Raw genomic sequence first — 23,317 nt, 5'->3', positions numbered from 1 at the left:
CATGGGAATGGCAGATACTCGATTTGAAACACGCCGGCGCAAACTGGCATCCGATCTTGCGGGCAAGCGTGTGGATGACATGTTGGTCACCCACATCACGCACGTGCGCTACCTCTCCGGATTCACTGGTTCGAATGCGGCACTGTTGGTGTCGAAGGACCGCAGCGCGGCCATTGCTACGGACGGGCGATACACCACCCAGATTGCCAGCGAAGTACCTGACATCGAGGCGACGATTACCCGCCAGCTGGCCAAGGAGCTTTTGGCCCCTGTGGTGCCGGGCCACCGCGTGGGCTTCGAGGCTGATTACGTCAGTGTTGCGCAGCTGGAACGCATGAAGGCTGCCTGCCCTGAGGGCGTTGAGCTGGTGCCGGTCACCGGTGTGATTGAGCAGATCCGCTTGACCAAGGACAACTTGGAGCTGACCCGCCTTGCAGAAGCCGCGGAGCTGGCCACCCAGGCGCTGACAGAGATGGTGGAGGCTGGCGGCGTGCGTGAAGGCCGCAGCGAGCGCGACATCGCCGCTGACCTTGAATTCCGCATGCGCATGCTGGGTGCTGAGCGCCCGAGCTTTGACACGATTGTGGCCTCGGGCCCGAACTCTGCGATGCCGCACCACTCCGCGGGGGATCGTGTGCTGGCCAAGGGCGACCTGGTCACCATTGACTTTGGTATGCACCGCCTGGGCTTTAACTCAGACATGACGCGCACGTTTGCCATTGGTGAGCCCAGTGCAACACTGCGTGAGATCTATGAGGTGACGCTCGCGGCACAGCTTGCTGGTGTGAAGGCATCCACGCCGGGCACCGCGCTTGTTGATGTGGACGCTGCCTGCCGCGAGGTGATTACGGACGCTGGCTATGGCGACTACTTTGTGCACTCCACGGGCCACGGCGTGGGCCTGGATGTGCATGAGGCGCCATCCGCTGCAAAGACCGGCGAAGGCGTGCTGCGCGAAGATATGACGCTGACCATTGAGCCGGGTATCTACCTGCCAGGTGAGGGCGGTGTTCGTATTGAGGACACGTTGTTCATCACTTCCGGTGCGCCTCGCATCATTACCAGTTACCCCAAGGAATTGATCGTGCTGTAGCATTGCGGTGTTTGATCGCAATGTCCCAAGGAGGCAAAACCCGTGGCAACTACTGCCGATTTTAAGAATGGCCTTGTGCTGAAGGTAGACGGCAAGCTGCAGCAGATCGTCGAGTTCCAGCACGTTAAGCCGGGTAAGGGCCCTGCATTCGTGCGCACCAAGCTCAAGGACGTCGTCTCTGGCAAGACCGTGGACAAGACCTGGAACGCTGGCGTGAAGGTTGACACCGCAACGGTTGACCGTCGTGATATGACCTACCTGTACAACGATGGCACCAGCTTCGTTGTTATGGATGACAAGACCTACGAGCAGTACGAACTGCCGACGGACGCGTTCGGTGACGCTGGTCGTTTCCTGCTGGAGAACATGCGCGTACAGGTTTCCTTCCACGAGGGTGAGGCGCTGTTTGGTGAGCTGCCGATCTCCGTTGACCTGAAGATTGAGCACACCGATCCGGGCCTCCAGGGCGATCGCTCCACTGGCGGCACGAAGCCGGCCACCCTGGAGACGGGCGCTGAGATCCAGGTGCCGCTGTTCCTAGAGACCGGCAACGTGGTGAAGGTTGACACTCGCACGGGCGAGTACCTCTCCCGCGTGAACAACTAATGCCTGATCACAAGCGCCACGGCGCGCGCTATCGTGCGCGTCGCCGTGCAGTAGACATTCTGTTTGAGGCGGAAACCCGCGATATCGACCCGGTGGCGATTGTTGAGGACCGGGTTGAACTGGCACGGAATCCCAACAACGCTGTAGCGCCGGTTGCACAGTACACGCGCGACATCATCAGCGGTGCCGCTGAGCGTCTGGATGATCTTGATGATCAGATTGAGCGGTTCTTGGACCGCGACTGGGAGCTCTACCGCCTGCCAGCGGTAGATCGCCAGATTCTGCGTGTAGCTACGTGGGAAATCCTGTTTAACGACGAGGTTGATGCCGCTATCGCTATCGCCAACGCGTTGGAGATGGCTACGGAGTACTCCGGCAACCAGGCTCCGCCGTACATTCATGCGATGCTGGATGGCATTGTGCAGGCCAACTCCCCGGACGCTCCGGGAGATGCGGCTGAAGACACTGACCAAAGCTAAGGAGAAGCAGTGGCAAAGCTCACCGTTGAGGAAGCAAAATCGCACCTAGTTGGGCCCAACTTCCAACTTGATGACGTTGATCCGGCTTCCACGCCCGGGCTATCAGACTCGGACGATGTGGATGAGGTTTTCAACGACCGAGACGATGAGCTAGATGAGCTGCAAGAGAAGCTCTACGCAAACGGCCGTGCCGGCAATGAGCAGGCCGGGTCAGTGCTTCTCGTGCTTCAGGGCATGGACACCGCGGGCAAGGGCGGCATTGTGCGCCATGTCATTGGCGCAACGATGGACATCCAGGGCGTGCACGTTAAGGCTTTTGGCCGCCCGACCGAAGAGGAAGCGGCACACGATTTCCTGTGGCGCTTTGAGCCGCACTTGCCCAAGCCAGGTCAGATAGCTGTGTTTGACCGCTCGCACTATGAAGATGTGTTGGTACAGCGTGTGAAGCAGATGGCGCCGCCTGAGGAAATTGAGCGCCGTTACGGTGCCATCGTGGATTTTGAGGCGGAGCTTGCGGCCCGCGGCACGAAGATTATTAAGATCATGCCGCACATCTCCCGCGATTTTCAGGCTGAAAACCTGCGCAAGCGAATTGAAAACCCGAAGAAGCACTGGAAGTACAACCCCGGTGACATCGAAGACCGCAAGTTGTGGTCACAGTTTATGGCGGCCTACCAGATTGCCATGACGCGCACTTCGACCGACGTTGCGCCGTGGTACTGCGTGCCCTCAGACAATAAGAAGTACTGCCGTGCAGTTGTCAAGACCTTGCTTGCAGACGCTCTTGGTGCCTTGGACCTTGAGTGGCCGGAGGCGGACTTCGATCCCGACATTGAACTCAAGCGCCTCGCAGAATCCTAGACACCGTAGACCTTAGCTAGGACGGAAAACCAGCTGGGAGGTCAGGCTACTTGATCGGTAAAGAGTGATGCGGATGCCCGGTTTCTGCAATTGAACGGGCAGACTGGGTGGGTGAAAAAAATCTCTCAGCTGTACAAAGTAGCGGCAATGGTGGCCGCGTTGGGTCTTACTCTTGTGGGTTGCTCGTCCACGGGCGGCGCGCCGCGTGACGGTGACGCCAGTGGGGAGACCGCGGGTGGGGTAGACACCCCGCGATATGTTGTGGCGATGGTTACCCATGGTGCGCCGGGTGACACGTATTGGGATCTTGTACGTAAGGGGGCAGAAGACGCGGCGAAGAAAGACAATATTGAGCTGCGTTATTCCTCTGATCCACAGGCGCCCAACCAAGCAAACTTGGTGCGCTCCGCCGTGGACGCAAACGTGGACGGCATTGCCGTTACGTTGCCTAACGCTGAGGCAATCGGGCCAGCGGCTCAGAACGCTGTTGATGCGGGCATTCCTGTTGTCGGCTTAAACGCTGGCATGAACGAATACACCACGTACGGCATGACAGGCTTCTTCGGTCAGGACGAGACTGTTGCAGGTACCGCTGCGGGTGAGCGTCTTAAAGAGGAAGGTAAATCCAAGGTGCTCTGCGTTATCCATGAACAGGGCAATTCTTCCCAGGAGGCGCGCTGCAACGGTGTGAAAGAGGGCCTCGGCGGGGAAGTGGAACTGCTCTACGTCAACGGACAAGACCTAACGTCGGTGCAGTCGACGATTAACTCCAAGCTTTCGCAGGACAAGTCCTTTGATACGGTGTTCGCGCTCCAGGCCCCAGTGGCAATGCGCGCAACGGAGGCCATCACGCAGTCCGGTTCTGAAGCGCAGGTGGTCACCTTTGATACCAACGCTGAGCTGGTCGACGCTATCGCAGACGGCCGGGTGGCGTGGGCTGTGGATCAACAGCCGTACCTGCAGGGCTATCTTGCCGTGGATTCGTTGTGGGTGGCTAAGCGCAACGGTGGCACCTTCGGCGGCGGCCAGCCGGTGTATACGGGTCCGAGCTTTGTTGATAAGCACAATGTGGAACAAATCGCTGAGGCTGCAAAGGCAGGTCTTCGATGACCACGGCTATTGAAGATGAGTCGACAGATTCAGGCTCTGATGATCGTCTCCGTAGCCACACTGGGTTAGCCAAACTGATTCGCCGGCCGGAGCTTGCCAGCCTGCTTGGCTTCCTCCTCATTTTGGGCCTGTTCCTCGCCGTCGCCCCAGCGTTTCGCTCCTTCGATGCGATGGCGACCATTTTGTACGCCAGCTCCACGCTGGGCATCGTTGCTCTGGCGGTGGGTTTGCTCATGATTGGTGGAGCGTTTGACCTGTCATCCGGTGTCGCGGTGACCACGGCGGCGTTGGCGGCATCGATGCTCAACTACAACCTGCACTTGAACTCCTGGGTGGGTGCGGGTCTCGCGCTCATCATTGCGCTGGCTATCGGTGCACTGAACGGCATCCTCGTTACTCGCACGGGCATCGATAGCTTCCTGATCACCCTGGCGGCGTTTCTGATGCTGCAAGGCTTAAACCTGGCAGTGACCAAGCTGGTGACCGGCCAGGTGGCCACCCCGTCGATTGCGAACATGGAGGGGTTCGCCTCTGCCCGCACTGTTTTCGCGGGAAGCTTCTACATCGGCAGCGTGCGCATCAGCGTGACGGTTATCTGGTGGCTGCTCTTTGTGGCCATTGCGTCTTTCGTGCTCTTCCGCACGAAGTTTGGCAACTGGATTACCGCCGTGGGCGGCGATGAGGAGGCTGCGCGCGCTGTCGGTGTGCCTGTGCGCATGGTCAAGATTGTGCTGTTTATGACGGTCGGTTTTGCCGCCTGGTTCGTAGGCATGCACACGCTGTTTGCCTTCGACTCAATCCAAGCTGGCCAGGGTGTGGGCAATGAGTTCCTTTACATCATCGCTGCAGTGATAGGCGGCTGTGCGATGAAAGGCGGGCGCGGCACAGCGGTTGGCACGATGATCGGTGCGCTGATCTTCGGCATGACCAATCAAGGCATTGTCTACGCCGGCTGGAACCCGGACTGGTTTAAGTTCTTCCTCGGCGCGATGCTGCTGTTCGCGGTGCTGACCAACACGTCATTCGCAAAGATTACGAAGGGGCGCTAAGCCATGGCCATCATTGAACTGCGCGACATCACCAAGTCTTACGGCACGTTTGACGCACTGCGCGGCGTAAACCTGCGTATTGAAGAGGGCGAAGTCACCTGTGTGCTGGGTGACAATGGTGCTGGCAAGTCAACCTTGATCAAGATCCTTGCAGGTCTACACGCACCAACCAGTGGGCAGCTGCTTATCTGCGGCTCACCGGCCACGTTTTCTTCCCCCCGCGACGCCCTCGATGCTGGGATTGCCACCGTGTATCAAAACCTGGCGATTGTTGATGAGCTCAGCGTGTGGCGAAACTTCTTCCTTGGCCAGGAGCTAACTGGGCCGCTTGGGACGCTGAAGCAGAAGGAGATGCAGCGTATCTGCTCTGAGCAGTTGCTGGATATGGGCATTGACATCCCAGATGTCAACGTTGAGGCTGGCAACCTTTCTGGCGGCCAGCGCCAGGTTGTGGCAATTGCCAGGGCGGTTTACTTCGGCGCCCGTGTGGTGGTGTTGGATGAGCCAACCGCCGCTCTTGGTGTGAAGCAGTCAGGTGTGGTGCTGAAGTTCATCGCCTCTGCCCGCGACCGTGGCGTCGCCGTGGTGTTGGTGACCCATAACCCGCACCACGCCTACCTGGTGGGTGACCACTTCACCATCTTGAAGTTGGGGCGCCAGGAGCTTGACGCCCCGCGTGAAGCTATCACGATTGATGAGCTCACTCGTCAGATGTCTGGTGGGGAGGAGCTTGAGGCGCTTCGTCATGAGCTGCGGACGGGTTAGTCCGAGCCTGTTAGTCCGAGCCAGGTGAAGCTTCCATGTCGTTGAGTTCTTCGAAGTGCGTGAGCATGATCTGATGACCGGTGGTGATGGCGTCAACGCCGCGTCGGAAAGCATGCTCAAGCTGCGCATCAGTGAGCCCTCCTGCAACACTAAGTTCATGCTCTGAGCGCACTACCAGGGTGTCAAAGTTGGTGACTACCAGCTGGCGGGCCAGTACGTAGGACGCATTTGCCTGATTCGCGGCCAAAAAGTAGTTGGCCTGGGCGCTTTGGGTGGGCTCATCCGTGGCAAAGTCGCTTCGGATCACCAGCACAGTTTCCAACAGCACGAAAAACAGCGGCATGCCGTTGACGTTGGCCTGGGCGGAACGACCTGTAATCGCTTCCTCCAGCTCAATGCCGAAGTTTTCCGCGGTGGCAATAATTCGATCTAGCGTGACCTGGGTTGGGGTATTAGTGGTGCTCATCGTGGGTATCCGTCCAATCAACAAGGGCGGGCAGGGACTGCTCGAGCTGGGCAAACGTTTCCAGCGTCATCTGGATGGTGCTGATAACAAAGACCTCCAGCTGCTCATCAGTCAACCCTTCCGCAGCGTCAATTGTGCGGGTGGCTGAGGTGGCAAGCATGCCGTCGGCGGTTTCCAGCATGCGCAGTGTTGGGGCGAAACGCGCCTGGTTGAGGTTGTTGATGGTGAACAACAGCTGTGGGGCGAGATCCTGCGGGGCCATGCCACGCCAGATGGACTCAAACACCAGGCTGTCATCACTGAGAGCGAAGAAGATACTGCAGTTTTCAAAACCTGACAGGAGCTTGTCGTCTTCTACCTGGAAGTTGAGGTCGCGTCCGCGAAACACGTCCGCGACGGCCTCAATCGTGATGGGGACGGGGTGTGTCACAGCCATATTCTCCTTGGATACCGGGGTTTGCGGGGGGTACTTATTCTCTCAGGCGATGGTAAACCACTATCCCGCTAGGCTTGCGCGGTGCTACGCTTGGACGCGTCGTTGACACCACCTTTAAATTCCGCACTGTGAGGCGGGGAAGGAGGACCGATGAGCGACGAGAACCGCGCGACGGTTGAGCTGTTGACAGCTTCAGACGTCGGGCGCACGATCGCACGCATCGCGCACCAAATAATTGAGAAGACCGCGCTTGATGGCGAGGACGCACCAACAGTCATGCTGCTTGGGATTCCGTCCGGGGGAGTGCCACTTGCGCATCGTATTGCTGATGCCATCCAAGAATTCGCTGGCGTAACCATCCCAGTAGGCAGCCTTGATGTCACGCTGTACCGCGATGACTTGAGGGATAAGCCGCACCGGGCGCTGAGGCCCACCAGCATTCCGGCCAACATTGATGGCACCACCGTCATCCTGGTGGATGACGTGCTGTATTCCGGCCGCACCATCCGCGCAGCGCTTGATTCGCTTCGAGATATTGGCCGACCAAAAGCGATCCAGCTTGCGGTCTTGGTTGACCGTGGGCACCGTGAGCTGCCTATCCGCGCTGATTACGTGGGCAAGAACATCCCAACCGCTATGACGGAGGACGTGACTGTCACGCTCACGCCCATTGATGCCGTTGACGGCGTGACCCTGACCAGAGAGGGCTAAGGCTCAAGCAATGAAGCATTTGATTGACATTGCAGACTTAAGCCGTGAGGAGATTGTTGGCCTGATGGATGAGGCCGACCGCTTCCGCGAGGCGCTTGATGGCCGCGAGATTAAGAAGCTGCCAACGCTTCGCGGACGCACCATCTTTACCTTGTTCTACGAGAACTCCACGCGCACCAGGTCTTCGTTTGAGACCGCTGGCAAGTGGATGAGTGCGGACGTGATTAACGTCTCGGCCGCTACCTCCAGTGTGAAGAAGGGGGAGTCGCTGAAAGATACGGCGTCCACGATCGCCTCGATCGGTGCTGATGCCATTGTGATGCGACACCCGTCCTCGGGCGCGCCGAATCTGCTGCGCAAGTGGCTGCCGGAGACCTCCATCATCAATGCGGGTGACGGCCAGCACCAGCACCCGACGCAGGCGCTGCTGGATGCGGTGACCATGCGTCAGCACATCGGTGATGTGCAGGGCAAGAAGGTCCTGATCGTCGGTGACATTTTGCACTCGCGCGTGGCGCGCTCCAACGTGGACTTGCTGTCCACCCTGGGAGCCGAGGTGGTGCTCGTCGCACCGCCGACGCTGCTGCCCATGGGCGTTGAGCACTGGCCGGCGCGCGTCTCCTACGACTTTGACGCAGAGATTGCGCAAGGTGCAGATGTGGTGATGATGCTGCGCGTCCAGGCTGAGCGCATGGATGGTGGCTTCTTCCCCACGCACCGAGAATACGCCACGTTGTTCGGCCTGTCCGCTCAGCGCGCGGACCAGCTGGGTCCGGAAACCCTCATCATGCACCCCGGTCCGATGCTGCGAGGCATGGAAATTAACTTCGACGTGGCTGATCGCGACAACACTGTGGTGCTCAACCAGGTCTCCAACGGTGTCTACACCCGTATGGCGGTGCTGTTTACCTTGTTGACCTCGGGTGAGGACGCGTTGGAAGGAAAGGTGAAGTAAGTGAGTACCACCGCTCTCACAAATGTGTGCCCGTATGGCGAGGACGTCACGACGGTGCTGATCCGCGACGGTGTGATTGCCCAGGTCGGTCCAGACGTTGACATCAGCGGCGCCGATGAGGTCAAGGACTGTGGCGGTCTGGTCTTGCTGCCGGGCCTGGTGGATATGCACGTGCACCTGCGCGAGCCGGGCCGCGAAGATACCGAAACTATTGCCACTGGTTCGGACGCCGCGGCGAAGGGTGGTTTTACCGCCGTGTTCACCATGGCGAACACGAACCCGGTGATTGATCAGCCGTTTATTGCAGATGGTGTCTGGGACAAGGGCCAGGCCTACGGCAAGTGTGACGTCTACCCGGTGGGTTCTATCTCCAAGAACTTGGAGGGCAAAGAGCTCACTGAGATCGGCCTGATGAGCCGCGGACACGTCCGCATGTTTTCTGACGACGGCCGCTGCGTCAACGACCCGCAGCTGATGCGCCGCGCAATCGAGTACGCCAAGGCGTATGACGTGGTGTTGGCTCAGCACGCTGAGGATCACCGCATGACCGCCCACAGTGTTGCCCATGAAGGTGAGCAGGCTGCGCGTTTGGGACTGACTGGTTGGCCGCGTGTTGCGGAGGAATCCGTGGTTGCGCGTGACCTGATCATGACCCGCGACTATGGAGGGCGCTACCACCTGTGCCACGCATCTACCGCTGGCACGGTGGAGTTGCTGCGCTGGGCCAAAGCGCAGGGCATTGAGATCACCGCCGAGGTGACGCCGCACCACCTGCTGCTCACTGATGAGCTGCTTGCTACCTATGACGGCAACTACCGCGTTAACCCGCCGCTTCGTGAGCACGAAGATGCGGTGGCGCTTCGGGACGCGCTGCTGGAAGGCATCGTGGACGTTGTTGCCACAGATCACGCTCCGCACGGCTCTGAAGATAAGTGCGTGGAGTTTGATCACGCGAAGCCGGGCATGCTTGGCCTTGAGACGTCGCTTGCGGCAATCCACCAGGTCTTTGTTGAATCTGGTCTGGCGGATTGGCGCTTTGTGGCCAAGGTGATGAGTGAGCGCCCCGCAGAGATTCTGCGTCTGGCGGATCAGGGCCGCCCGATCGCTGCAGGTGAGCCAGCGAACCTGACGTTGGTAAACCCGAATGACCCCTGGACTGCTCGCGGCGCTGATATGGCGTCGAAAGCTTCGAATACCCCGTACGAGGGCATGGAGTTTTCCGCCCGCGTTGTTGCCACTTGGCTGCGCGGCACGCCGACCTACACCAACATTTAAGGAACCGATTATGAACGCACGTAAGAAGGCAGAGCTTGTGCTTGCCGACGGCACGTCTTTCCCCGGATACCTCTTCGGCGCAACACCCACCGCAGAGATCTCTGGCGCCGCCACTGTAACTACGAACATGTTCGCTTATGAGCGCGAAATGACTGACCCGGCCCGCAAGGGCCAGGTGCTTATCTTCGCTGCACCGCAGGTTGGCAACGCTGGTTGGAACGATGAGGACGTAGCCAACTCGGAGGGTCGCATCACCGTTGGGGCCGTCGTGGTGAGGGATCTCACCGCACGGGTTTCCAACTTCCGCTCGGTGCGCACCTTGGAGGAAGCGATGACCGCGCAAGGCATCAGCGGTATCTACGGGGTGGACACCCGCAAACTGGTCCGACACCTGTCTCAGACCGGCAACGAAAGCGTTGTCGCCACCCTCGTAGTCAAGGAGGAAAACTAAATGAAGCGCGATGATCTCAAGCATGTGATGGTGATCGGCTCTGGCCCGATCGTGATCGGTCAGGCTTGTGAGTTTGACTACTCGGGTACTCAGGCTTGCCGTGTGCTCAAGGATGAGGGCCTGCGTGTGACGCTGGTGAACTCTAACCCGGCGACGATCATGACGGACCCGGAGTTTGCGGACCACACCTATGTGGAGCCGATCGAGCCGGCCTACATTGACAAGATTCTGGCGCGCGAGGTAGAATCTGGCCACAAGGTTGACGCAATCCTGCCGACGCTGGGTGGCCAGACCGCACTCAACACCGCGATCAAACTCGATCGCATGGGTATTTTGGCCAAGCACAGTGTGGAGCTGATCGGCGCTGACATTGATGCGATTGAGCGTGGTGAGGACCGCCAGAAGTTCAAGGACATCGTGGAAAAGATCGGCGGCGAGTCCGCTCGCTCCCGCGTCTGCTACACCATGGAAGAGGTCGAAGAGACCGTTGCTGAGCTTGGGTTCCCGTGCGTGGTGCGCCCGTCGTTCACGATGGGCGGCCTGGGCTCCGGCCTGGCCTATGACATGGATGACCTGCACCGCATCGCCGGTGATGGTCTGACCGCCAGCCCTGAGGCGAACGTGCTGATTGAGGAGTCCATCCTTGGCTGGAAGGAAATCGAGCTTGAGCTGATCCGCGATAAGGCGGACAACTGCATCACCATCGCCACGATTGAGAACGTGGATGCGATGGGTGTGCACACCGGCGACAGCGTCACGGTTGCTCCTGTGCTGACGCTGACGGAGCCTGAGGTCACCCGCCTGATTGAGCAGGGTAAGGCCATTATCCGAGAGGTTGGTGTGAAGACGGGCGGTTGCAACATCCAGTTCGCCATCAACCCGAAGGATGGCCGCCTGATCACGATCGAGATGAACCCGCGCGTGTCGCGTTCCTCGGCGCTTGCGTCCAAGGCAACTGGCTACCCGATTGCAAAGGTGGCAACGCTTCTGGCCATCGGCTACACGCTGGATGAGATCTCCAACGACATGACCGGTGGGGCGATTACGGCGCTTGAAGAGCCGACGCTGGACTACATTATTGTCAAAATGCCGCGCTTTGCCTTTGAGAAGTTCCCGGGCTCTGATGAGACGCTGGGTACCTCCATGAAGGCTGTGGGTGAGGCCATGGGTATTGGCCGCAACTACATCCAGGGCCTGAATAAGGTTATGCGCTCCATGGAGGACAAGCCGAACGGTTTCTGGACCCGTCCGGATGAGTACTTTGCGGGCGAGCGCGCAACAGATGTTGCCGCAGTACTCGAAGACCTGAAAGTGCCAACGGACAAGCGCATTTACGACGCTGAGTTGGCGCTGCGCCTGGGCGCAACCGCGGATGAGGTCTATGCCGCATCCGGTATTGACCCGTGGTTCTTGGGTGAGATGGAAACTCTGGTTGATTTCCGCAAGACCCTTGAGTCTGCGCCTGTGTTGGATGCGGATCTTTTGCGTGAGGCGAAGGCGTTTGGTCTTTCGGACGCACAGATTGCCGCACTTCGCCCGGAGCTTGCGGGCGAGGAGGGCGTGCGTTCCCTGCGCTGGTCTTTGAACATCCACCCGGTGTTCAAGACGGTCGATACCTGCGCAGGTATGTACGAAGCGAAGGTGCCGTACCTGTACTCCGCGTACGAGCTGGATCCGGATGCAGAATGCGAAGCGGCTTCTCCCGCTTCTGCTTCGAGCGATAGCGAGAAGCAGAAGGTCATCATCCTCGGCTCCGGCCCGAACCGAATTGGCCAGGGCATTGAGTTTGATTACTCCTGTGTGCACGCAGCCCTTGAGCTGTCGCGCGTTGGCTACGAGACCGTGATGGTCAACTGCAACCCGGAGACCGTCTCCACGGACTACGACACGGCAGACCGACTCTACTTCGAGCCGCTGACCTTCGAAGACGTCATGGAGATCTACCGCGCTGAGGCTGCATCCGGCACCGTTGCCGGTGTGATTGTCCAGCTTGGTGGCCAGACTCCGCTGGGTCTTGCACAGAAGCTTGCAGACGCTGGCGTGCCTGTCGTCGGCACCACCCCTGAGGCCATCGACTCTGCTGAGGACCGTGGTGAGTTTGGCAAGGTGCTTGAGGCTGCCAACCTGCCTGCCCCGGCATACGGCACGGCGACCTCCTTTGCGGAGGCACGCGAGGTTGCCAACAACATCGGCTACCCGGTGCTGGTGCGCCCGTCGTATGTGCTGGGTGGTCGTGGCATGGAGATTGTGTACGACGAGGCGTCCCTGCACGACTACATTGACCGTGCCACGGAACTTTCCCCGGATCACCCGGTGTTGGTGGACCGCTTCTTGGATTCCGCCATTGAGATTGACGTAGACGTGCTCTCTGACGGCAACGAGGTTTACCTGGGTGGTGTAATGGAGCACATCGAGGAGGCCGGCATCCACTCCGGTGACTCTGCGTGTGCGTTGCCGCCGATGACGCTCGGCCCGGACGACATTGCCAAGGTGCGCCGCTCCGCTGAGGCGCTTGCTCACGGCATTGGGGTTAAGGGCCTGATGAACGTGCAGTTCGCTCTGAAGGATGACATTCTCTACGTCATCGAGGCCAACCCGCGTGCTTCGCGCACCGTGCCGTTCGTGTCTAAGGCAACGGGCGTGCACTTGGCCAAGGCTGCTGCCCGCGTCATGCTGGGCGCAACCATTGCGCAGCTGCGCGAGGAGGGGCTGATCCCGTCCAATTACGACGGCGGTTCGCTGCCGCTGGAACACCCGATTGCCGTGAAGGAAGCTGTCCTGCCGTTTAGCCGCTTCCGTACGCCGGAAGGCGCTGTGCTGGACACGATCCTGGGCCCAGAGATGAAGTCCACCGGCGAGGTCATGGGCGTGGCTCCGTCCTTCGGTGTCGCATACGCCAAGGCAGAAGCCGCAGCTTTTGGTGCGCTGCCGGTTGAGGGCACGGTGTTCGTCTCTGTGGCTAACCGTGACAAGCGCACCCTGATCTTCCCAATCCAGCGCCTGTCCACCATGGGCTTCCGCGTGCTGGCTACGGAGGGGACGGCACAGATGCTGCGTCGCAACGGTATCGAGTGCGAGACCGTCCTGAAGGCCTCCGAGGTCCGCGCGGGTGCGGAGGGCAAGTCTGTGGTTGATCGCATCACCGACGGTGAGATCGACCTGGTGCTCAACACCCCTGCTGGCTCTGCGGGTGCTCGCCATGACGGCTATGACATTCGCGCAGCCGCCGTAGCAGCAGGTGTGCCGATCATGACTACGGTGCAGGGCGTTACCGCCGCTGTACAGGGCATCGAGGCGCTTCGCGCTAAGGAGATCACGGTGATGAGCCTGCAGGAGCTCGACCATAAGGTTGGCAATGGGGTTCGGTAACCGTCTCGTAGAGGCAGGCCGCACGCATGGGCGCCTGTGCGTCGGCATTGACCCCCATGCGGCGCTGCTTCAGCAGTGGGGCCTTGCAAACACTGTCGACGGCTTGCGCACCTTCGCTATGACGTGTGTGGAAGCCTTCGGCGGTCACGTTGCGGCGATCAAGCCCCAGGTGGCGTTCTTCGAGCGCTTCGGCGCCCAAGGCTTCGCCGTGCTGGAGGAGACCCTTGCATCGGCGCGTGAGTTGGGAACAATCACGATTGCGGATGCCAAACGTGGCGACATCGGATCCACCATGGCCGGCTACGCCGCCGCGTGGTTGGAACCAGGCGCACCGCTGGAGGCAGACGCATTGACGCTCACGCCGTATCTGGGTGTGGGCTCGCTTGCCCCGGCGATTGAGCTTGCACAGCAACACGGCAAGGGCGTGTTCGTGATGTCTGCAAACTCCAACCCTGAGGCTGAGCAGTTTCAGAGCTCCACCTTGAACGGTGGGGTAACGGTTGCGCAGTTCATGGCTGATGAGTGCGCGAAGTTCAACGCGGATGCCGCTTTGCGTGGGGAAGTGGGGGATGTGGGTGTGGTGGTTGGCGCGACCGTCGATACGCCTCCAGCCCTTGAATCCCTCAATGCCCCGGTGCTGATGCCTGGTGTGGGTGCGCAAGGCGCGACCTTTGCAGACGTTGACCGCATTGCTGGGAAGCGTGCACACCTGGTGTTTCCAAACGTTTCGCGTTCTGTGTTGCGCCACGGACCGAATGTCAGTGACCTGCGCAATCAAGCCGTCGAGCTGGGGAAACGCGATAATTAGGAGGGGCAATTCACTACCAGGGCAAAACCCCTGGTAGTTTATTTGCGTCGATGCGTTGACATGGCGAAATGCAGTAGTCTGTAGAGCCAAGTCAATACGGCAGCACTAGATGCAGTGCTACACTAGACCGAAGCTGGCGAGTTGCAACGATGCAATTACCCGACCTGGGTATAAGGTGCTTCTCGGCAATAATGCTGAGGACAGTTAAGTAACTGGACCAGTACAAACTACGAATAAATTTTGGAGGATCCATGGCACTTCCCGAGTTGACCCCGGAGCAGCGCAAGGCAGCCCTTGAGAAGGCAGCAGAGGCACGTAAGGCACGTGCAGAGCTGAAGGCTTCCCTCAAGCGTGGCGAGACCACCCTGAAGGACGTCCTGGACAAGGCTGACACCAACGAGATCATTGGCAAGACCAAGGTCTCCGCACTGCTCGAGGCTATGCCGAAGGTGGGCAAGGTTAAGGCTCGCGAGATCATGGAGGAGCTGGAGATCGCCCAGACCCGCCGCCTGCGTGGCCTCGGTGACCGTCAGCGCCGCGCTCTGCTCGAGCGTTTCGGCTTCGACGCGTAAGAGACATACGCGCCCGTGGATACCGTGAAGAATGATGCAACGCGTGGTCGGCTGATTGTTTTGGCCGGCCCGTCCGCGGTGGGTAAATCCACCGTGGTTCAGCGCCTTGTTACTGATGTGCCGAATCTGTACTTTTCGGTGTCCATGACTACGCGTGCACCACGCCCCGGTGAGGTTGATGGCAGGGACTACTTCTTCGTCTCTCCAACTGACTTCCAGGAGCGCATTGATGCTGGCGAGATGCTGGAGTGGGCCGACATTCACGGCGGCCTGCAGCGTTCCGGTACGCCGGCTGGCCCGGTGCGTGAAGCGCTGGAGGCGGGGCGACCGGTGTTGGCTGAAGTCGACCTGGTTGGCGCACGTGAAATTAAGCGGTTGATGCCTGAGGCTAAGACGGTGTTCCTTGCACCCCCGTCGTGGGAAGTGTTGGTGGAGCGTCTGACTGGTCGTGGGACTGAAACTGAGGACGTGATTAAGCGTCGTCTAGAAACTGCCCGAGGCGAGCTTGATGCCCAGCATGAGTTTGACTCCATTGTGGTCAACGACGATGTTGACCGGGCAGTTGCCGCCATTGCGGCCCTTTTGACTGATACAACAAATGAGTAGGTGTTGAGTTGAGCAACGTCACTGATGAGCTGTCGACCACTGCTGCCGCTTCCGCGGAGCGTGTGTACGACGAACCGGAGGGCATTACGGCTCCTCCGATCGATGAGCTGCTGACCAAGGTTTCGTCGAAGTACGCATTGGTCATCTTTGCGGCCAAGCGTGCTCGCCAGATCAACAGCTTCTACCAGAACTCTGATGAGGGTGTGTTCGAGTTCATCGGCCCTCTGGTCAATCCGGAGCCAGGTGAGAAGCCGCTTTCCATCGCACTACGTGAGATCCAGGCGGGTCTTCTGGAGCACGAAGAGGGCAACTAAGCTTTCACACACAAGGTTCTGTAGCCGCGCACTTCGCCATATGCTGGCAGGTGCGCGGTTTTTGCGTTGCGTAGACTTTGACCCTATGAGCAAAAGCAACGTAGTGATCGGTATTGCTGGCGGCATCGCGGCCTACAAGGCAGTCGGGCTGATTCGAGAGTTCACGGAGACTGGGGACAACGTGAAGGTGGTGCCGACACAGAACGCGCTGCGCTTTGTGGGGGCCGCAACGCTTGAGGCGCTGTCTGGAAACCCTGTTGACACTGAGGTGTTTAGCCGCGTAGATGAGGTCCAGCACGTTCGCGTTGGTCAGGAGGCTGACCTGATTGTCATTGCTCCGGCAACAGCTGACTTGATTGCGCGCCTAGCCGCGGGGCGTGCAGATGATCTGTTGACTTCGACGGTGCTGGTAGCAACGTGTCCCGTTGTGTTGGCGCCTGCGATGCACACGGAGATGTGGCTTAATCCGGCCACACAGGAGAATGTGGCAACGCTGCGTCGCCGAGGGGTGACGGTGTTGGAGCCGGCGCACGGCAGGCTAACTGGTAAGGACACTGGCCCAGGGCGGATGCTGGAGCCTGTGCAGATTGCGCAGCTTGCGCGCACGGTGTTAGCAACCGGCCCGATTACGCGCAGCCTGGAGGGCAAGCGCGTACTGATTAGCGCCGGCGGTACGCAGGAGAATATTGACCCGGTGCGTTTCATTGGCAACCGTTCCTCGGGCAAGCAGGGCTTTGCGCTTGCAGACGTTGCGGTGCACCGCGGGGCCGACGTCACCATTATTGCTGCCAATACTGATGCGTTGGATACGCCTGCCGGCGCCGAGGTGGTGCGCGTGCGTTCAACGAGAGAGCTGGAGGAAGCCATGAACGTACGCGCTGCGGAGGCGGACGTGGTGATTATGGCCGCTGCCGTTGCTGACTATCGCCCGGAGCAGGAAGCGACGAGCAAGCTGAAGAAGGGACAAGCCGATGACTCGCTGTCTACGCTGCACTTGGTGGAAAATCCTGATGTGCTGCGCGGGCTGGTTGAGCGCCGCCAGGCGGGGGAGACGGACGCTGTCATTGTTGGATTTGCCGCAGAGACCGATAACCCATTGGAGTTTGGGCGTGCGAAGCTCAAGCGCAAGGGCGCGGATCTGCTGATGGTCAATGCGGTCACGGGCGGCAAAGTGTTCGGTGAGTCCCACAATGAGGGTTGGATTCTTGGCGCTGATGGCTCACAAACCGAAGTGCCCCAAGGCTCAAAGCACGAGGTAGCGGTAGCAATTTGGGATGCGATTGAGGCCTACTGAAATTAATGGACCGCCCGGCTTTGCCAAATTAGACCGCTTGGTCTAGTGTGTTGGGCATGTCTGAACAGCACAATGGCACGTCTCAGGGTACGTTCCACCGCCTCTTCACCAGTGAGTCCGTGACTGAGGGCCACCCCGATAAGATCTGTGACTCCATCTCGGATGCCATCTTGGATGACATGCTTGCCCAAGACCCGAAGTCGCGCGTAGCGGTTGAAACCCTCGTGACCACCGGACAGGTGCACGTAGTGGGGGAGGTGCGAACCAGCGCCTATTCCAACATTGCCAAGATTGTGCGTGACCGCCTGGTGGAGATCGGCTTTACTTCCTCTGAGGTTGGCTTCGACGGACACACCTGTGGCGTCAATGTTGCTATTGGTGATCAGTCGGAGGAAATCTCCGCGGGAGTGACCACGTCCCAGGAGGTGCGTGAGCACTCCTCCAAGGAGGAGCTTGCGCAGTCCGGTGCGGGCGACCAAGGCCTGATGTTCGGCTACGCAACGGATGAAACCCCGGAGTATATGCCGCTGCCAATCGCTACCGCACACCACTTGAGCCGCCGCCTGGCTCAGGTGCGCCACGAAGGCATTGTTAATGGGCTTCGCCCGGACGGCAAGACGCAGGTTACCTTTGCGTATGACGGCGAAACCCCGGTGCACTTGGATACCGTGGTTATTTCCACCCAGCACGACCCGGACTTCACTGGCGATGAGCTTGCAGCGGCTATGCGTAAACACGTGCTTGAGTGGGTGATTGAAGACGCTGGGCTGGGCGCCTTCTACAACGAAGACACGAAGCTTTTGGTTAACCCGTCCGGATCTTTCGTCCTGGGTGGCCCGATGGGTGATGCGGGATTGACTGGTCGCAAGATCATTGTGGATACCTACGGCGGTATGGCTCGTCACGGTGGCGGCGCGTTTTCCGGCAAAGATCCCTCAAAGGTGGACCGCTCCGCGGCCTATGCCATGCGCTGGGTTGCAAAGAACATTGTCGCCGCAGGCTTGGCCAAGCGCGTTGAGGTCCAGGTGGCCTACGCCATCGGTCGTGCCAACCCGGTGGGCTTGTACGTGGAAACCTTTGGTACGGCGGTTGACGGACAGAGCAGTGAATCCATCCAACAGGCTGTACAGAAGGTCTTTGACCTGCGCCCAGATGCGATCATTCAGGAGCTCGATCTGCTTCGTCCAATCTACGCTCAGACGGCAACCTATGGCCACTTTGGACGTACGGATATTGACCTCCCGTGGGAGCGCCTAGACAAGGTTGAGGAGCTCAAGCGCGCAGCGGGAATCTAGGACTCCTGCTCTTCCCACTTCGCTTTTTCGGCGTCGGACTTCTTCTTGTTGCGTAACGCGACGACGCCGATGACAATGCCGATGAGTACGGGGACCCAGATTTTTGAGTACTCCAAAAGCCAAGCCACCCAGTAGGGCAGGTCCGGCAGGTCCGGCAAAGCAATATTCGGCGTTGGCAACCTCACCTGTGGAAGCTGTGGTACTGGCAAGTCAACGTGGGGTAGCCGGATCTGCGGCAGGGTGAAGTCCGGCAGATCAATATCTGGCAGGTACTGCGCAATCCAGGCAAGAAAACGCCCGATGACAGGCGGAAGCAGCAACGCAGCCAGCGCCCAACCACCTTTTCCGATGCCCTGTGCGATGGGGAAGAGGGTGCGCTTGATGTTGCTGGATTCCATGGCTTGGCGGCGGCGCGCGCCCCGAGATCCTTCCGGCGGATCAAATTCCACTATGGTTTTGCCCTCGCGGTAATCCACCTCCAGCAGTTCTTTGAATATGTTGAAAGTGAGGTTGAGATTCGGTTTCGCGCGGTCAACGCCGAAGTGCGTCATTATTTTCAGTGCATCTTTAGAGCCTTGGCCGAATAGAGGGATTCGCCCGGAATCTAGATCCTGGTACTGTGTTTGCACCTCACCGTTTACGCGGACTTCCAGCCGCGTCGGCGGCCTGGGAAATCCCGCACGCAGTCGTTCTGCCACGCTGCCGTTGGCGGGTATGTGCTTGATCAATTCGGGATGCTCGACGAATTGCTCTGGCAGCTCACCTGGCCACGAGGGGTCGGTTTCCAAAAACTCGTTATCGTAGCCTATACGCACTTCGATCAGGCCGTGTTCGGGATGGTTGAGGCTCCAAGTTTCCACAGGTGTCCTTTCCTGGCTACTTGTTGGCGCCAGCGCTTACGCGGCCACCGATCACGCCACCGATTACGCCGCCGAGCCAGCTGCACAGTCCAGCGATGACAACGCAACCAATGCCATACACAAAGGTTCCCTCGTTGAGGTAGAGCACTTTGGCAAGCCAAAAGCCAACCCCGCACAGTAAGGGGATGGAATACGTGGGGCGGAACAACGTGGCGTCGATAAGCGAAACAAGCCCTGCAGTGCCAAAGAGAAACGCAATCATGGCCGCGGGTGCGCTGCTGCCGGCAGCGGGAATGAGCACGAGTGGAACCACGATATACGCTGCAAGAAGGAGATACGGCATGGCTTTGAGCCAGCCGCGGCGTGTTTGTTCCTCAGTTTCAGCCATGGGTAGCAGTCTAGAGGGCAGTCTATGGGCGCTGCGAATACACGCGACCCGCCTGGGGTGAAGTAATCATCTGATCCAGCGAGACAGGGCGCAGCCCCTTCGCGCGCAGGCCATCAATCACGCACGGCACTGCGTCCACTGTGGGGCCGTGGATGTCATGCATCAACACCACAGAGCCTGGGCGTGAATTCTGCACGGCAACCGCGCACGTCTTGGTCGCGTTGCGGTGCTTCCAGTCAAGCGTGTCTACGTTCCACATCGCGACAGCCATGCCGCGGCGTTGAGCCGCAGCGGTCACGCGCGCGTCATACTCGCCGTAGGGTGGGCGCAACCATCGAGGGGACTGGCCAGTGGTGTCGTTGATGGCCGCATTTGCCCGGTCGAGCTGGTGATTGATGCCGTCTTGAGATAAACGTGGCAGCTCGCGGTGGTCCGCGGTGTGGTTGCCAATGGTGTGGCCGCCATTGCGGATGCGTTGCATGGTTGCTGGATATTTGCGGGCGTTATTACCCATCACGAAAAAGGACGCCTTGACGTTCTTCTTATCCAGGATGTCCAGCAGTCGCTCGGTCTCGGGGGCTGGGCCGTCATCAAAGGTCAACGCCACGCAATTGGCACAGGAATCCGGCGCAGGTTTCGGCTCCTGGGTGCTTTCACGTTCCGGTTCCGCAGGAGGCGCTGGGTGCGAAGGCTGAGCTGGTTGGTCCGGGCGAAGCTCGTTCGGAATCACATTGCGTACCTGTGGGGGTAGGGCGTTGAAGCCTTGCCGCCATGCGTTGTTAACCGCCTGTGAACTGCGCACACCTAGATCGCTCGCCCCAGAGGACAGGGCATCGAACGAGGAGGCCGAAGCCTGGATGTCAGCGGTAGGTACAACAAGGGCCAGGCAGCACAATGCAGCCGCAACGGCGCGCGAAACACGATTCATCTTTGGGACAAACTCATAGGGATAACTAAAGATTTCTAACGCTGACGAGTATGCGCCTGCAACCTACCGATAGCCAATCGGGGGCAGTGCTTGAGATTCATTAGAATTTCACAGCATGTCACAAAACCAAGCCGTCTCCCAGCCCGTGGTTCGGGTGTTGCCGCTGCTTGGTTTGGCGCACCTGGACAGGGAGTTTGATTACCTGGTTTCTGAGGTGGATTCGGCATCAGCGCGGCCGGGAGTCAAGGTGCGCATCCGCTTCGCCGGCCGCCTGGTGGATGCGCTGGTGTTGGAACGTGCCTCCACCTCCACACATGAGGGCAAGTTGCGGTTCATCGAGCGGGTCATCTCTCCGGAGGTAGTTGCTCCCAGGGAGCTTCGTTTGCTTATCGACGCCCTTGCCAACCGCTACAGCGCCACCCGCTCGGACCTCTACCGCGCTGCGATCCCAGCGCGCCACGCGAAGGCCGAGGAGACGGATACCTCCACACCGTGGCCGGAGTTGGGACAGGCGCAGGAGCCGGATTTGTCAGCGTGGAGTGCCTATGAGTTCGGTGAGTCCTTTGTTGATGCGGTGTTGGGCGGCGCGGTGGCGCGTGCCGCCTGGCAGGTGGCGCCAGGGGATGATTGGGCGGCAGCTGTTGCGGCGCTTGTGGTGAAGGTGGCGCTAGAGGGCTTTTCTGCGCTGGTGGTGGTGCCGGATCAGCGTGATGTGGACTTGGTTGAGGCGGCGTTGCGGGAGTTAGTGTCGGCAAAGCAGGTGACAACGCTGACGGCGTCCCAAGGCCCGCAGGCGCGCTACTCGCGGTATCTGTCTGTTATCCATGGGCAGGCGCGGATTGTAGTGGGCACGCGTTCGGCGGCATTTGCGCCGATGCAGAATTTGCGGCTGATGGTGGTGATGTTTGACGGGGATGATTCGCTGGTTGATCCCCGCGAGCCCTATTTTCATGCGCGTGAGGTGCTGACAACGCGCTCGGGGATCGAGCATGCGTCATTGATCATTGGCGGGCATACGCGCACCGCGGAGACGCAGCTGTTGGTGGAAAGCGGTTGGATGCACTCCCTGGTGGCTCCCCGTGGGGCGTTGCGTGCGCGGATGCCACGCATTCATGCAGCGGGCGATTCTGATTTTGAGCTGGAGCGCGACCCGCGTGCACGCCAGGCGCGACTGCCGTCGGTGGCCTTTCAAGCCGCGGCACGGGCGTTGGAGCGCGACCAGCCGGTGCTGTTCCAGGTGCCGCGCACGGGGTATATCCAAACGTTGGCGTGTGGCACGTGTCGCACACCGTCGAGGTGCCGTTGGTGTATGGGCCCGCTTGGATTGCCGTCGAGTGGTGAGGCAGCGGCGCCGACATGCCGCTGGTGTGGGCGGATAGATGCGCAGCATGTGTGCCCGTCGTGCGGATCGCGCAAGGTGCGTGCCGTGGTGGTGGGTACGGAACGCACTGCCGAAGAGTTGGGGCGCGCATTTGCCAAGTACCGGGTGGTTACCTCCTGGGGCGAGAAGGTGCGCGACACTGTGCCAGACAAGGCGGCGATTGTGGTGGCCACACCTGGCGCGGAGCCGCGCTCAGGTTACGGTGCTGCGGTGTTGCTGGATACGTGGGCCCTGTTGCAGCGCCCGGATCTGCGCGCTGTGGAGGATGCGTTTGCTCGCTGGGCTGCGGCTGCCACCCTTGTGCGCCACGAAGGGGAAGTGGTGGTGGTTGCAGATCCCGCCCTGCCTGCGGTGCAGCACCTGATCCGCTGGGATATGCCTGGGTTTGCTGCCCTTGAGCTTGCGCAGCGTCGCGACGCCCGCTTCCCGCCCGCAGTGCACATTGCGCTTGTCGACGCCCCGCGGGCCGCCCTCGACGACTTCTTCAACAATCTGGACCTGCCCGCCCATGCCGAGCTGCTTGGGCCCGTGGACCTGCCGCCTGGCGAGCACTTGCCGGGCGAGTGGGACGTTGCCCAGTTTGGGCCAGCGCAGCGGATGCTGGTGCGCGCGCCGCTGGCTGGGCGAAACGCGTTGGGGATCGCGCTTCGCGCAGGTTTGGTGAGCCGTGGTGCCCGCCGGGCGGACCTGCCGTTGAGGGTGCAGGTCAATCCGATCAACATCGGATAAGTTGAAGCGCATGGTACACCGCCCTGTTCGTTTATTTGGAGACCCCGTGCTGACTACTCCGGCTGCGGAGGTGACAGTCTTCGATGAGTCGCTGCGCCAGCTTGCACACGACATGCTTCAGACTATGGATGCCGCCGGTGGCGTGGGGCTGGCCGCGAACCAGGTCGGTGTGCTCAAGCGTGTCTTCACCTATGACTGTCAGGGGTTAAGGGGAGTGTTGGTGAACCCCACGTGGGCGTCGATAAGCGACAAGCTCCAGGTAGGACCTGAAGGATGCCTGTCTATACCCGGGGTGCGTGCGGAGGTTGCACGACACGACACAGTGGTGGCGCGCGGGTTCGATGTGGAGGGCAAACCGGTGGCGATTCGAGCATCCGGCTTGCTGGCACGCTGCGTCCAGCACGAGAGCGATCACCTCGACGGGGTACTGTTCCTTACACGTATGGAACCGGCAGTACGCGCGGCCGCAATGGCTGAGATTCGCGCCGCTGAATGGTCATAAAAGCAGGTTAGAGA

The 23,317-nt window shown here is 59.9% G+C and carries 25 protein-coding genes; 20 read left to right on the top strand and 5 right to left on the bottom strand.

Annotated elements, in window-relative coordinates; genetic code table 11:
- Position 1 precedes the first annotated feature (1 nt).
- The 7 genes from I6I71_RS09795 (at position 2) to I6I71_RS09765 (ending at position 5,963) form a co-directional block, all read left to right on the top strand.
- Positions 2–1,093, top strand: a complete 1,092-nt coding sequence (locus I6I71_RS09795; protein WP_201820740.1) for an aminopeptidase P family protein — start codon at positions 2–4, stop codon at positions 1,091–1,093.
- A gap of 42 nt (positions 1,094–1,135) precedes the next feature.
- Positions 1,136–1,699: an elongation factor P gene (efp, locus tag I6I71_RS09790; RefSeq protein WP_052204104.1), complete on the top strand. Its 564-nt coding sequence runs from the start codon at positions 1,136–1,138 to the stop codon at positions 1,697–1,699.
- Positions 1,699–2,178: a transcription antitermination factor NusB gene (gene nusB, locus I6I71_RS09785; protein WP_070462190.1), complete on the top strand. Its 480-nt coding sequence runs from the start codon at positions 1,699–1,701 to the stop codon at positions 2,176–2,178. Before efp ends, nusB begins: the two co-directional genes overlap by 1 nt.
- 9 nt (positions 2,179–2,187) lie before the next feature.
- Entirely contained in the window at positions 2,188–3,039 is an 852-nt protein-coding gene (locus I6I71_RS09780) for a PPK2 family polyphosphate kinase (protein WP_201820738.1), read from the top strand.
- Positions 3,040–3,150: 111 nt separating this feature from the next.
- On the top strand, positions 3,151–4,149 hold the full coding sequence (locus tag I6I71_RS09775; RefSeq protein WP_375712814.1) for a substrate-binding domain-containing protein: 999 nt from the start codon (positions 3,151–3,153) through the stop codon (positions 4,147–4,149).
- Entirely contained in the window at positions 4,146–5,198 is a 1,053-nt protein-coding gene (locus I6I71_RS09770) for an ABC transporter permease (protein WP_201820737.1), read from the top strand. The genes I6I71_RS09775 and I6I71_RS09770 overlap by 4 nt, the downstream gene beginning before the upstream one ends.
- 3 nt (positions 5,199–5,201) lie before the next feature.
- Positions 5,202–5,963 (top strand): ATP-binding cassette domain-containing protein, encoded by a 762-nt coding sequence (locus I6I71_RS09765; RefSeq protein ID WP_201820735.1) that lies wholly within the window; start codon positions 5,202–5,204, stop codon positions 5,961–5,963.
- Between the two features lie 10 nt (positions 5,964–5,973).
- On the opposite strand, the gene I6I71_RS09760 is transcribed toward I6I71_RS09765, so the two are convergent.
- A complete protein-coding gene (locus tag I6I71_RS09760) occupies positions 5,974–6,429 on the bottom strand; it encodes a YbjN domain-containing protein (protein WP_070462194.1) in 456 nt (151 codons plus the stop codon).
- Entirely contained in the window at positions 6,416–6,859 is a 444-nt protein-coding gene (locus I6I71_RS09755) for a YbjN domain-containing protein (RefSeq protein WP_201820733.1), read from the bottom strand. Before I6I71_RS09755 ends, I6I71_RS09760 begins: the two co-directional genes overlap by 14 nt.
- Before the next feature lie 156 nt (positions 6,860–7,015).
- Between I6I71_RS09755 and pyrR the strand changes: the two genes are divergently transcribed.
- The 11 genes from pyrR to metK all read left to right on the top strand — a co-directional run bounded on the left by pyrR (position 7,016) and on the right by metK (position 18,515).
- Entirely contained in the window at positions 7,016–7,576 is a 561-nt protein-coding gene (gene pyrR / locus I6I71_RS09750; RefSeq protein ID WP_201820731.1) for a bifunctional pyr operon transcriptional regulator/uracil phosphoribosyltransferase PyrR, read from the top strand.
- 10 nt (positions 7,577–7,586) lie between these two features.
- On the top strand, positions 7,587–8,531 hold the full coding sequence (locus tag I6I71_RS09745) for an aspartate carbamoyltransferase catalytic subunit (protein ID WP_052204125.1): 945 nt from the start codon (positions 7,587–7,589) through the stop codon (positions 8,529–8,531).
- Positions 8,532–9,806 (top strand): dihydroorotase, encoded by a 1,275-nt coding sequence (locus I6I71_RS09740; RefSeq protein ID WP_201820730.1) that lies wholly within the window; start codon positions 8,532–8,534, stop codon positions 9,804–9,806.
- A gap of 10 nt (positions 9,807–9,816) precedes the next feature.
- Positions 9,817–10,257, top strand: a complete 441-nt coding sequence (locus tag I6I71_RS09735; protein ID WP_201820728.1) for a carbamoyl-phosphate synthase domain-containing protein — start codon at positions 9,817–9,819, stop codon at positions 10,255–10,257.
- Positions 10,258–13,626, top strand: coding sequence for a carbamoyl-phosphate synthase large subunit (gene carB / locus I6I71_RS09730; protein WP_201820726.1), 3,369 nt, complete (start codon positions 10,258–10,260; stop codon positions 13,624–13,626). It abuts the gene before it with no gap.
- Positions 13,613–14,434, top strand: a complete 822-nt coding sequence (pyrF, locus tag I6I71_RS09725; protein WP_052204132.1) for an orotidine-5'-phosphate decarboxylase — start codon at positions 13,613–13,615, stop codon at positions 14,432–14,434. The genes carB and pyrF overlap by 14 nt, the downstream gene beginning before the upstream one ends.
- Before the next feature lie 251 nt (positions 14,435–14,685).
- Positions 14,686–15,006 carry an integration host factor, actinobacterial type gene (mihF, locus tag I6I71_RS09720; RefSeq protein WP_052204133.1) on the top strand — a complete coding sequence of 107 codons (321 nt, stop codon included), beginning with the start codon at positions 14,686–14,688 and terminating at the stop codon, positions 15,004–15,006.
- 24 nt (positions 15,007–15,030) lie between these two features.
- Positions 15,031–15,612 (top strand): guanylate kinase, encoded by a 582-nt coding sequence (gene gmk / locus I6I71_RS09715; RefSeq protein ID WP_052206351.1) that lies wholly within the window; start codon positions 15,031–15,033, stop codon positions 15,610–15,612.
- 8 nt (positions 15,613–15,620) lie between these two features.
- Positions 15,621–15,926, top strand: a complete 306-nt coding sequence (gene rpoZ, locus I6I71_RS09710; RefSeq protein WP_052204135.1) for a DNA-directed RNA polymerase subunit omega — start codon at positions 15,621–15,623, stop codon at positions 15,924–15,926.
- Between the two features lie 85 nt (positions 15,927–16,011).
- Positions 16,012–17,220: a bifunctional phosphopantothenoylcysteine decarboxylase/phosphopantothenate--cysteine ligase CoaBC gene (gene coaBC, locus I6I71_RS09705; RefSeq protein ID WP_201820720.1), complete on the top strand. Its 1,209-nt coding sequence runs from the start codon at positions 16,012–16,014 to the stop codon at positions 17,218–17,220.
- A gap of 56 nt (positions 17,221–17,276) precedes the next feature.
- Positions 17,277–18,515: a methionine adenosyltransferase gene (metK, locus tag I6I71_RS09700; RefSeq protein WP_201820718.1), complete on the top strand. Its 1,239-nt coding sequence runs from the start codon at positions 17,277–17,279 to the stop codon at positions 18,513–18,515.
- Here metK and I6I71_RS09695 read toward each other — a convergent pair.
- Genes I6I71_RS09695 through I6I71_RS09685 form a run of 3 tightly spaced genes read right to left on the bottom strand, consistent with a single transcriptional unit; the run spans position 18,512 to position 20,691 of the window.
- Positions 18,512–19,375: a hypothetical protein gene (locus I6I71_RS09695; protein WP_052204139.1), complete on the bottom strand. Its 864-nt coding sequence runs from the start codon at positions 19,373–19,375 to the stop codon at positions 18,512–18,514. The genes metK and I6I71_RS09695 overlap by 4 nt on opposite strands.
- A gap of 16 nt (positions 19,376–19,391) precedes the next feature.
- Positions 19,392–19,763: a hypothetical protein gene (locus tag I6I71_RS09690; RefSeq protein WP_201820715.1), complete on the bottom strand. Its 372-nt coding sequence runs from the start codon at positions 19,761–19,763 to the stop codon at positions 19,392–19,394.
- A 22-nt stretch (positions 19,764–19,785) separates the two neighbouring features.
- The gene (locus I6I71_RS09685; RefSeq protein WP_201820713.1) at positions 19,786–20,691 is read right to left on the bottom strand and encodes a polysaccharide deacetylase family protein; all 906 of its coding nucleotides are present in this window, start codon (positions 20,689–20,691) and stop codon (positions 19,786–19,788) included.
- A 115-nt stretch (positions 20,692–20,806) separates the two neighbouring features.
- Here I6I71_RS09685 and I6I71_RS09680 point away from each other — a divergent pair, with 115 nt between their 5' ends.
- Positions 20,807–22,801: a primosomal protein N' gene (locus I6I71_RS09680; RefSeq protein WP_201820711.1), complete on the top strand. Its 1,995-nt coding sequence runs from the start codon at positions 20,807–20,809 to the stop codon at positions 22,799–22,801.
- Positions 22,802–22,811: 10 nt separating this feature from the next.
- Complete coding sequence (gene def / locus I6I71_RS09675) at positions 22,812–23,303, top strand: peptide deformylase (RefSeq protein WP_101734283.1); 492 nt, start codon at positions 22,812–22,814, stop codon at positions 23,301–23,303.
- The last annotated feature ends 14 nt before the right edge of the window (positions 23,304–23,317 follow it).

This window comes from Corynebacterium riegelii, assembly GCF_016728505.1.
Taxonomy (GTDB): domain Bacteria; phylum Actinomycetota; class Actinomycetes; order Mycobacteriales; family Mycobacteriaceae; genus Corynebacterium; species Corynebacterium riegelii.
The sequence above is the reverse complement of the archived record's forward strand: the minus strand, read 5'-3'. Positions and strand labels throughout refer to the sequence as shown.